Origin of the sequence: Streptomyces sp. CHD11 (assembly GCF_018638295.1) — a bacterium.
In the GTDB taxonomy this organism is placed as follows: domain Bacteria; phylum Actinomycetota; class Actinomycetes; order Streptomycetales; family Streptomycetaceae; genus Streptomyces.
In genome coordinates this window covers 1-10,643 of the sequence record NZ_JABTTS010000059.1, presented here as the reverse complement: position 1 = coordinate 10,643, position 10,643 = coordinate 1, and the positions used below count along the sequence as shown (strand labels likewise).

General features: G+C 71.5%; 7 protein-coding genes and 1 pseudogene. 1 reads left to right on the top strand and 7 read right to left on the bottom strand.

Features of this window, described 5'->3' with window-relative positions:
- A pseudogene (locus HTV45_RS32880) lies at positions 1-579 on the bottom strand (sugar phosphotransferase); the annotation flags it as partial.
- A gap of 609 nt (positions 580-1,188) precedes the next feature.
- Here HTV45_RS32880 and HTV45_RS32875 point away from each other — a divergent pair.
- A complete protein-coding gene (locus HTV45_RS32875; protein WP_215209557.1) occupies positions 1,189-2,142 on the top strand; it encodes a CDP-alcohol phosphatidyltransferase family protein in 954 nt (317 codons plus the stop codon).
- 250 nt (positions 2,143-2,392) lie between these two features.
- Here HTV45_RS32875 and obgE read toward each other — a convergent pair whose 3' ends face one another.
- The 6 genes from obgE to HTV45_RS32845 form a co-directional block, all read right to left on the bottom strand.
- Complete coding sequence (gene obgE, locus HTV45_RS32870; protein WP_215209556.1) at positions 2,393-3,838, bottom strand: GTPase ObgE; 1,446 nt, start codon at positions 3,836-3,838, stop codon at positions 2,393-2,395.
- A gap of 139 nt (positions 3,839-3,977) precedes the next feature.
- Positions 3,978-4,232, bottom strand: a complete 255-nt coding sequence (gene rpmA / locus HTV45_RS32865) for a 50S ribosomal protein L27 (RefSeq protein WP_003976205.1) — start codon at positions 4,230-4,232, stop codon at positions 3,978-3,980.
- A 14-nt stretch (positions 4,233-4,246) separates the two neighbouring features.
- Positions 4,247-4,567: a 50S ribosomal protein L21 gene (gene rplU / locus HTV45_RS32860; protein ID WP_031040408.1), complete on the bottom strand. Its 321-nt coding sequence runs from the start codon at positions 4,565-4,567 to the stop codon at positions 4,247-4,249.
- A gap of 194 nt (positions 4,568-4,761) precedes the next feature.
- The gene (locus HTV45_RS32855) at positions 4,762-5,823 is read right to left on the bottom strand and encodes an iron-containing alcohol dehydrogenase family protein (RefSeq protein WP_215209555.1); all 1,062 of its coding nucleotides are present in this window, start codon (positions 5,821-5,823) and stop codon (positions 4,762-4,764) included.
- On the bottom strand, positions 5,811-6,563 hold the full coding sequence (locus tag HTV45_RS32850; RefSeq protein ID WP_215209526.1) for a sugar phosphate nucleotidyltransferase: 753 nt from the start codon (positions 6,561-6,563) through the stop codon (positions 5,811-5,813). Before HTV45_RS32850 ends, HTV45_RS32855 begins: the two co-directional genes overlap by 13 nt.
- A 164-nt stretch (positions 6,564-6,727) precedes the next feature.
- Positions 6,728-10,643 (bottom strand): Rne/Rng family ribonuclease (locus HTV45_RS32845; protein WP_215209554.1); only part of this gene is annotated, 3,916 nt, incomplete at its 5' end.

Sequence of the window (10,643 nt, the reverse complement as noted above, 5' to 3'; positions counted from 1 at the left end):
GACGTCCGCGATGCGGTTGCGGCGCGGGGCGACCAGCGAATCCGCCAGCACATCGGCCGACGCCTGCGGCGACACCCTCGCCAGCTCCGCCTCCGCCTCAGGACCGGCCAGCACATCGGCCCCGTCCTGCCAGAACTCCACATCACAGCCCATCTGCGGCCCGGCCAGCACCTGACCCACCGGACCCAGCTGCACCACACCGAAACGCATCACCGGAGCCGACGACAACGCCTTCGGCCACACATCGTCCGCGAACAGCGAGAAATCCGTCACCCCACCCGAACGGGGCTTCGCAGCGAAAACGACACTCCCCCCGTACAACGCACGCATCGACGCCAGGAACGACTCCCGGTCCGCCTCACGCACACCCACCGCCCACGACGTACGCGACACACCCGGCACCACGAAATACGCCACACCCGCCCGCTCCAGGGCATCCGCGACCAGCCCCAGATTCTCCGCCGCGGCACCGGCCGCCGAGAACCCCTCGACCACCCGCCCCCACAGCGGCTCCCCCCCGAGCACCACCTGACGCACACGCGCGTCCGACCGCAACAACCCCTGCCGCTGCCGCGTCACCCGCANCCAGATTCTCCGCCGCGGCACCGGCCGCCGAGAACCCCTCGACCACCCGCCCCCACAGCGGCTCCCCCCCGAGCACCACCTGACGCACACGCGCGTCCGACCGCAACAACCCCTGCCGCTGCCGCGTCACCCGCAACAACCACGCGCGGCGCTTCTGCGCCTGCATCGCACTCTTGGTCCGCGACTTCAGACCGCTTCCGATGCGGGTACGCACACTCACTTCAATCCCATACCTCTCGGCGAGTCCCGACGCGGTCTGCACAGTGGGACATGCACGACAACCAGCGGCGACGACCGCCGCTCCCCTATATACGGCGCCATACCGGAGCTTTCACCGGGCTCCTTCAGGGTCATGCCGCGAAGCGGGAGTTTACAGCAAAGCGGCCACACCCCTGTTCGACAGAGCTGCTCGACGCCACCGATGGGGTTTCCCCATGGTCACACAGCCCGCGCGGGCCGCTCCATCGGCGAAACCGCCCACTTCCCGCTCTTGCCGACATAGCACTCGCCCCGTGTTATTCACCCGCACTTCATCCGGCCGTGATGTAGCACACACTCACGTTTGGGAGCACAACGTTCGGGAGAGCATGCAGACTTACCGTCATGCGTGTACCTTCACTCCCCGAAGTCCGCCGCCTCACCGAGAAGCAGCGAGACGCCTGGTGGACTGTTCTCCTGGTCGACCCCGTCGCCACCCCCCTGGTCCGGTGGACCGCCATGTGGACACGGGTGACTCCGAACCAGATCACCTGGGCCGCACTGGTCCTGGGGATCGGTGCCGCGGCCTGCTTCGCACAGGGTGACTGGCAGTGGCTCGTGGCCGGAGCCGTCATCTACCACGTCAGTTTCATCCTCGACTGCATGGACGGAAAGCTCGCCCGTCTGAAGGGCAACGGCTCGGCGTTCGGCGCCTGGCTCGACTACATCTTCGACCGTGTCCGTGTGCTCGTATGCGCCATCGCCCTGATGGGCGGGCAGTACCGGCAGACCGAGGACGTCACCTACATATGGCTGGCAGTGGCCGTTGTGTTCCTCGACATGCTGAGGTACATGGACGCCCTCGAGATCTGGAAGGTACGCCTCGACATGAGGCGGAAGCTGAGGGAGCGCGCCGAGGAGCTGGGGCTCGCGGAGCCGCCTGCCATGGCGAAGACCTCGGAGGAGGACGAGGGCCTGCCGGACGCGCCGGCGGCTGCGATCCCCGCACAGGCCGCGCCCGCGTCACCGCCCTCGGTGCCGCAGCAGCAGACGTTCATCACACGGCTCCCGGGCTACGTACGGCTCCGTGACTTCCTGGTCGGCCACCGCATCCGCATCCACCTGTTCAGCGGCATCGAGTTCCAGATGACGATATTCATCATCGCGCCGCTGGCCAATTCCATCCTGTGGCCGACGGTGGCTGCGGGCGTCCTCCTTCTTCTCTTCGAGGTCCTCGTCGTCTACCGGCTCTTTCTTGCCACGCGCAGTTTCGAGCGCACCATGGCCGGATACGACCGGATCGAACTCAAGACGAAGTCCGAGCAGACGAACCCGGCGGACCAGGCCTCCCTCGTCTGAGTCCCGGCCCGTCGTCGTTCACCGCGGTGACTCACGCCGAGGGGGTGACGCCGGCTGGGCCGCAGGCCGGACGGGGCCACCGCTTCGAGGTCACTGCAGCATCCGGCTGTCACACCCGGCCGGAGCAGGGTGGAGGCGGGGCGTCGGGCGGGGGACCGACTGTGCGCACCGCCGGTCGGCTACTGAAGGAACGGGCCCCTGGCCGCCGCTCGAGCGGCGGCCAGGGGCCCGTTCAGCCCGTTCATGAACCTCAGAACGGTTCGAAGCCGTCGAACTCCTGCTGTGCCTCGTCCCGTTCCGCGTCCCGGTCCCGGCGGCGCTGGGCGGCCGGGCGGGGGGCCTCGAAGCGGTGGTCCTCACCGCGGCGGCCGAGCATCTCCGCGCCGGCGGTGACCGTCGGCTCCCAGTCGAAGACGACGGCGTTGTCCTCGGGTCCGATCGCGACCCCGTCGCCGGAGCGGGCGCCGGCCTTCATCAGCTCCGTCTCGACACCGAGGCGGTTCAGCCGGTCGGCCAGGTAGCCGACGGCCTCGTCGTTGTTGAAGTCGGTCTGCCGCACCCAGCGTTCGGGCTTCTCGCCACGCACCCGGAAGACCGGTTCCCCGTCGGCCTCCTCGCGGGTGACGGTGAAGCCGGCGTCGTCCACGGCCTTGGGCCGGATGACGATCCGCGTCGCCTCCTCCTTCGGCTTGGCGGCACGGGCGGCGGCCACCACTTCGGCGAGGGCGAAGGACAGCGCGCGCAGCCCGGTGTGGGCGACGGCGGAGACCTCGAAGACGCGGTAGCCGCGCTCCTCGAGATCGGGGCGCACCATCTCGGCGAGGTCCTTGCCGTCGGGGACGTCGATCTTGTTGAGGACGACCATCCGCGGCCGGTTGTCCAGGCCGCCGTACTGGCGCAGCTCCTCCTCGATGATGTCGAGGTCGGAGATGGGGTCGCGCTCGGACTCCAGCGTGGCGGTGTCCAGCACGTGCACCAGCACACTGCACCGCTCGACGTGCCGCAGGAACTCCAGGCCCAGTCCCTTGCCCTGACTGGCGCCCGGGATCAGACCGGGTACGTCGGCGATGGTGTACACGGTGGAACCGGCGGTGACGACACCGAGGTTGGGCACGAGCGTGGTGAAGGGGTAGTCGGCGATCTTCGGCTTGGCGGCGCTGAGCACGGAGATCAGGGACGACTTGCCGGCGCTCGGGTAGCCCACGAGCGCCACGTCCGCGACGGTCTTGAGCTCCAGCACGATGTCCTGGACGTCTCCCGGCACGCCGAGCAGCGCGAAACCGGGCGCCTTGCGCCGGGCCGAGGCGAGGGCCGCGTTGCCGAGCCCGCCGCGTCCGCCCTGGGCGGCGACGTACGAGGTGCCGTGGCCGACGAGGTCGGCGAGGACGTTGCCCGCCCGGTCCAGCACGACGGTGCCGTCCGGCACGGGCAGGACCAGGTCCTGGCCGTCCTTGCCGGAGCGGTTGCCGCCCTCACCGGGCTTGCCGGCCGTGGCCTTGCGGTGCGGCGAGTGGTGGTAGTCGAGCAGGGTGGTCACGGACTGGTCGACGGTGAGGATCACATCGCCGCCGCGCCCGCCGTTCCCGCCGTCGGGTCCGCCGAGCGGCTTGAACTTCTCGCGATGGACGGAGGCACAGCCGTGACCTCCGCTACCCGCGGCGACATGCAGTTCGACGCGGTCCACGAAGGTGGTCATGAGGGGTGCCTCCAGAGACGGTGTGACGCAGCGTGCGTATGTACTTCGGTGCTTCTTGGGTAACACGCGAAAGGCGGACCCGCCTTCCCGTCCGGGAAGTGAGGTCCGCCTCGCGAAACGTACGGTCGATAGGCCTGGATCAGGCGACCGGAACGATGTTCACGACCTTACGGCCACGGTGGGTGCCGAACTGCACCGCACCGGCCTGCAGCGCGAACAGGGTGTCGTCGCCGCCGCGGCCGACGCCGGCACCCGGGTGGAAGTGGGTGCCGCGCTGGCGGACCAGGATCTCGCCCGCGTTGACGGCCTGACCACCGAAGCGCTTCACGCCGAGGCGCTGAGCGTTGGAGTCACGACCGTTACGGGTGGACGATGCGCCCTTCTTGTGTGCCATCTCTCCTCAGTCCCTTACTTCGCAGCCGCGGGGATCTCAGTGACCTTGATCGCCGTGTACTGCTGGCGGTGGCCCTGACGACGGCGGTAGCCGGTCTTGTTCTTGTAGCGCAGAATGTCGATCTTCTGGCCCTTGTGGTGGTCCACGATCTCGGCCTGGACCTTGATGCCGGCCAGCACCCACGGGTCGCTGGTCACAGCGTCGCCGTCGACGACGAGCAGGGTCGAGAGCTCGACCGTGTCGCCGACCTGGGCGGTGGAAATCTTGTCAACCTCAACGATGTCGCCGACAGCAACCTTGTGCTGGCGGCCACCGCTGCGCACGATGGCGTACAAGCGGATCTCACTCTCTCATTCGAAGAACGGCACCCCGCAGGCCAGCCGCCCACGCACACACGCGGACGACCTCTCCCGATCGCGAACCCGCGACCGGGAGGAAAAAGGTTTACGGGGATGTGGCGGTCCAGATGGACACGCCGACAGTCAAGGTTACGGGGCCCGGCCCATGGGGGTCAAACCGGACCCCTCCGTCAGCCGGTGACCGACGCGACGTACTCCCCGTACGCGTCCTCGATCTGTGCCGGTGACAGCTCCAGATGCTCCAGGATCGTGTAACGGCCGGGACGGGTCTCCGGGGCGAACGCCACGGCGCGGACGAACTCCTCGTCGCTGAAGCCGATCTCCCGCGCCACGACCGGGAGCCCGTGCCGGCGGAGGGCGTCGGCCATGGTCCGGGAACTGTCCCGGTCGCCCCGCAGATGCGTCGCGAACGCCGCTCCGATGCCGACCTGTTCGCCGTGGCTGGCGGCCCGCGCGGGGTACAGCAGGTCCAGCGCGTGACTGATCTCGTGGCAGGCCCCCGAGGAGGGCCGGGTGTGCCCCGCGATCGACATGGCGATGCCGGACAGCACCAGCCCCTCGGACAGCACGGTCAGGAAGCCGTCGTCGCCGCAGCCGCCGGGGTGGCGCAGCACGGCTTCGCCGGCCTGCCGTGCCATGGCGGCGGCGAGGCCGTCGACCTTCTCCCCGTTGACCCGGTGGGAGAGCTCCCAGTCCGCGACGGCGGAGATGTTGGACATCGCGTCCCCGATGCCCGAACGCACGAACCGGATCGGCGCCTCGCGTATCACCGCGAGATCGATGAGCAGCGCGATCGGCATGGGCACGCCGTACGAACCGCGGCCGGCGTCGTTGTCCAGGATGGAGACGGGCGAGCAGATGCCGTCGTGGGAGAGGTTGGTGGCGACCGCGACCATGGGCAGCCCGATGCGCGCCGCCGAGTACTTGGCGCAGTCGATGACCTTGCCCCCGCCGAGTCCGACGACCGCGTCGTAACGGCCCGACTTCATCTTGTCGGCCAGCCGCACCGCGGCGTCGATGGTGCCGCCGCCGACCTCGAACCAGTCGGCCCCCGGCAGGGCCGGCGCCAGCCGCTCCCGCAGCCGGGCGCCGGAGCCGTCACTGATCGCCACCGCCAGTCTGCCCGACTGGGAGATCCGCTGGTCCGCGAGGACACTCGCCAGGTCGTCGAGGGCACCCGGGCGGATGTCGACGACGACCGGCGAGGGGATGAGCCGGGTCAGTACAGGCACGCGATCTCCCGTCCGCGGGCGAGGTCGTCGTGGTTGTCGATCTCGACCCACGGGACATCGCCGATCGGCGCCACGTCGATCCGGAAACCGCGGTTGACCAGCTCCTGGTAACCGTCCTCGTAGTACAGCTGCGGGTCCCGCTCGAACGTCGCCTTCAGCGCGTCCGCCAGCTCACCCGCCGCCCCGCCCTCGATGAGCGTGACACCGATGTACTCACCGGTCGCCTCCGCCGGATCCATCAGCTTGGTGATCCGCGTCATCCCCCCCGCCGGGTCGACGACGACCTTCATCTCCTCGTCCGCCAGCTTCTTCACCGTGTCCACCGCCAGGATGATCCGCTTGCCGTCACCGCGCGCGGCCAGCAGCGTCCTCTCCACCGAGACCGGGTGCACAGTGTCGCCGTTGGCCAGGATCACCCCGTCCCCGAGCGCGTCACGGCCGCACCACAGGGAGTAGGCGTTGTTCCACTCCTCGGCGCGGTCGTTGTCGATGAGCGTCAGCTTCAGCCCGTACTTCGCCTCCAGCGCCGCCCGGCGCTCGTACACCGCCTCCTTGCGGTAACCGACGATCACCCCGGCCTCGGTCAGCCCGATCTCGGCGAAGTTGGCCAGAGTCAGGTCCAGGACCGTCGGCTCACCCTCCACACCCGCGGGCCCCACCGGCACCAGCGCCTTGGGCAGGGTGTCGGTGTAGGGGCGCAGACGGCGTCCGGCGCCGGCGGCGAGCACGAGACCTATCATCGCGGTTCTCTCCTTAGGGTTCCCCGGGTCCGACCGAGTCGGGGAGGTGTCATCTCGGCGGCAGAACTCATCGACGGGAGCGTCCACGCGCGGTGGACGCTCCCTCGGGACAAGGGTGTGGTCCTGCCCACGGGGGGACAGGACCACACAGCGTGGACGGGCGCTCAGTCCTCGTCGGTCACGGCCGTGACCGAGGACGACGGCTGCTGGGCCGCCGCCGCGGTCTTCTTGGACGCCGTCTTCTTCGAGGCCGTCTTCTTGGCGGTGGCCGTCTTGGTGGCCGTCGCCTTCTTGGCCGTCGTCTTCTTGGCGGCGGTCTTCTTGGCGGTCGCCGTCTTCTTCGTGGCGGCCTTCTTCACCGTGGCCTTCTTGGCCGCCTTGCGGGCGGTCTTCTTGGCCGGGACGGCTTCGGCCTCACCGGATGCCGCCTCGGCGGGTTCCGCGGACGGCGCCTCGGCAGCCGGGGATGCTGGCTCCTCCGCCGGGGCCGCCGAGGGGACGACCACGACGGCTGTGTCCTCGGAGGCGGTGGTGGTGCTCGGCTTGCGCACCGCGCGGCGACGCGGACGGGCGGCCGGAACCTCGGACTCCGCCGGGGCGGCCACCTCGGCGGGGGCCTCCTCGACCGCCGGCGCCTCCCGCGCCTTCGTGGGCTCCGCGACCGTCATCACGGCGGCTTCCGCTCCCGCCGGGGAACCCGCGGGCGCGGACACCTTGCGGGTGGCCCGGCGACGCGTACGGCCCTTGGGCGCGCTCTCCTCGGGCACCACGGCGTCCTCGACTGCCGCGGGCTCGGCCAGCGCCTCGGCGGCCGACTCCGGCTGCACCGGACGCGCGGCCTCCTCGGCGGCCGTCACGTCCTGGGCCGTGGGAACCCCGGAGGTGGCGACCTCCCCGGCCGTCACCGGCCCCTGGGCCCGCTCGGACTCCTCGCCCCGCCCGCGGTCGGCCGGGGCGGCCTCCCGCTTCGGCGCGCCCGCGGGTGCGGACGCCCGCCGGCTCGTCCGGCGGCGGGTACGGCCACGGGTGGCCGCGGCCTCCGCCTCGGCGGCGCTGCTGTACAGCTCCTCGTCCGGCGTGAAGCCGGGAGCGGGGAGGGCCGCCGGCTCGGCGGCCTCGGCGATGACCTCGGCCACCGACTCCGACTCCGCCTCCTGCTCGGCCGTCTCGTGATCGTGCTCGTGCGGCTGCTCCGCCGCGCCGGCCCGCGCCCGCTTCCTGCGCTTGCCGCCGCCACCGGCCGCGGCCGGCTGGTCCAGGTGCACGATGACACCGCGTCCGTTGCAGTGGACGCAGGTCTCCGAGAACGACTCCAGCAGGCCCTGGCCGACCCGCTTGCGGGTCATCTGGACCAGACCCAGCGAGGTCACCTCGGCGACCTGGTGCTTCGTACGGTCCCGGCCCAGGCATTCCAGCAGGCGCCGCAGCACCAGATCCCGGTTGGACTCCAGCACCATGTCGATGAAGTCGATGACGATGATGCCGCCGAGGTCGCGCAGCCGCAGCTGCCGCACGATCTCCTCGGCCGCCTCGAGGTTGTTCCTGGTGACCGTCTCCTCGAGATTGCCGCCCTGACCGGTGAACTTGCCGGTGTTGACGTCGACGACGACCATCGCCTCGGTCCGGTCGATCACCAGCGAACCGCCGCTCGGCAGCCAGACCTTGCGGTCCAGCGCCTTGGCGAGCTGCTCGTCGATCCGGTACGTGGCGAAGACGTCGACCTCGCTGGTCCACCGGGACAGCCGCCCGGCCAGGTCCGGCGCCACGTGCGCGACATAACCGTGGATGGTCTCCCAGGCCTCGTCACCGCTGACGACGACCTTGGTGAAGTCCTCGTTGAAGATGTCCCGCACGACCCGGACGGTCATGTCCGGCTCGCCGTACAGCAGCGTCGGAGCGTTGCCGCCGTTCTTGGACTTCTTCTTGATCTCCTCCCACTGCGCCTGGAGACGTTCGACGTCGCGGCGCAGCTCGTCCTCGCTCGCCCCCTCGGCGGCGGTGCGCACGATGACGCCCGCGTCCTCAGGGACGATCTTCTTGAGGATGGTCTTCAGCCGGGCCCGCTCGGTGTCGGGCAGCTTGCGGCTGATGCCGGTCATCGAGCCCTCGGGCACGTACACGAGGTAGCGGCCCGGGAGGGAGACCTGGCTGGTGAGGCGGGCGCCCTTGTGGCCGATCGGGTCCTTGGTGACCTGGACCAGCACCGGCTGTCCGGACTTCAGCGCGGACTCGATGCGGCGCGGGCCGTGGCCCATGCCCAGAGCCTCGAAGTTGACCTCACCGGCGTAGAGCACGGCGTTGCGGCCCTTGCCGATGTCGATGAAGGCGGCCTCCATCGACGGCAGCACGTTCTGCACCTTGCCGAGGTAGACGTTCCCGACGTACGAGGTCGCCTGCTCCTTGTTGACGTAGTGCTCGACGAGCACGCCGTCCTCCAGGACGCCGATCTGCGTACGGTCGCCGTGCTGACGGACCACCATGACGCGCTCGACGGCCTCACGGCGGGCCAGGAACTCGGCCTCGGTGATGATCGGCACACGGCGGCGGCCCTGCTCACGGCCCTCGCGGCGGCGCTGCTTCTTCGCCTCCAGACGCGTGGAGCCCTTGATGGACTGCACCTCGTCCGACGGCTCGGCGGCCTTGCGCGGCTCGCGCACCTTGACGACGGTGCGCTCGGGGTCGTCGGTCGTGGAATCGCCCTCGCCGCCGCCGTCACCGGCCCGGCGGCGCCGGCGACGACGGCGCCGGCTGCTGCTGGAGCCGCCGAAGTCCTCGCTGTCCTCGGCGTCCTCGGTGGACTGCTCGGCGGTGTCCTCGGCGTCCTGGGCGGCCTGCTCGGCAATGGCCCGCCCGGCGTCGCCGTCCTCGTGCTCGCCGCCCTCGGCGTCGCCCTCGGCCGACTCACCGCGCCGGCGGCGACGGCCACCGCGGCGGCGGCGACGGCGCGAACCGGAGGACTCGCCGTCGTCCCCGTCGTCCCCGTCGTGGGCGTCGTTGCCGTCCGTGTCGGTCTCGGCGTGGTCCTCGACCGGTGCCCCCGTCTCCTCCGCCTCGTCACCCGCGCGGGGCGCGGGAGCGGTCCCGGCGGCCGGTGCGGCGGTCTCGGTCTCGTCACCGGCGCCCCGCCTCCGGCGGCGGCGGCGGGAGGCGGCGGGCCGCTCCTCCGGGAACTCCTCGGTCTCGGTCTCGTCCTCCACCGGTTCCACGACCTCGGCCGCCGCCTCGGCGGCGGCCCGCTGCGGGGTCTGGAAGCGGGGCTCGGTGAAGACCGGCGGCTGGAACACGGCGACGGCCGGGCGCGCGGGGCGCCGCGGCGCGTCCTCGTCCTCGGCCGCCCGCGCCTCGGCACGGGCGGTACGCGCGGGCTCGGCGAACCCGGCGGCGGCCTTGCGGACGACGCGGCGGCGACGGCGCGGGGCGGCATCGTCGGCGGATGCCGCGACAGCCTCTTCCGGGGCCTGCTCGCCCTCGGCGGGGGTCTGTGTCTGCTTCTCGTTCTCGGTCACCGGGGCCTCCTCGGCGTTCGGGGCGGCCTGCGCGGGCTCGCCCGCGACACCTTCCGCCGTCTCGGCGGACACCGGGGCGCCGGCGGGCGCGGAGGCACGGCGCGAGGCACGGCGCCTGGTGCGGCGCGGAGCGGCGTCTTCGGTGGTTTCGGTGATTTCGGTCTTCTCGGCGATCTCGGCGACCTCGGTGTCCGCGGGAGTCTCGGCCGGTTCGGCGGGGGTTCGCACCGCCGCGGCGGTGTCCGTGGTCCCGGTCGCCTCGGTGGCCGCCGTCGGCGTGGCCGTGGTGCGCGTCGCCCGGCGACGGGTGCGGCGCGGAGCCGCAGCCTCGGCGGCCTCGGCGGGTGCGGCAGCCTCGGCGGGTGCGGCGGTCTCGGTGGAGGCGGCGGCCTCCCCGGTGGCCGCCGTCGGCGTGGTCACCGTGCGGGTCGCGCGGCGACGGGTACGCCGGGGAGCGGCGTCCTGCGAGGAGTCGGCGGCCGACTCGGACGCCGGCACCGCCTCGGGAGCCGCCGGCGTCGTCGGGACGACCGTCTCGGCGGCCTCCGCCGCTGCCGGTGCCCCGGCGGGCGCG

Bases quoted from the DNA above. Each gene is read 5' to 3' on its own strand.
- rpmA (WP_003976205.1), bottom strand. From the start codon at position 4,232: ATGGCACACAAGAAGGGCGCATCGTCCACCCGTAACGGTCGTGACTCC.
- HTV45_RS32875 (WP_215209557.1), top strand. From the start codon at position 1,189: ATGCGTGTACCTTCACTCCCCGAAGTCCGCCGCCTCACCGAGAAGCAG.
- HTV45_RS32850 (WP_215209526.1), bottom strand. From the start codon at position 6,563: ATGATAGGTCTCGTGCTCGCCGCCGGCGCCGGACGCCGTCTGCGCCCC.
- obgE (WP_215209556.1), bottom strand. From the start codon at position 3,838: ATGACCACCTTCGTGGACCGCGTCGAACTGCATGTCGCCGCGGGTAGC.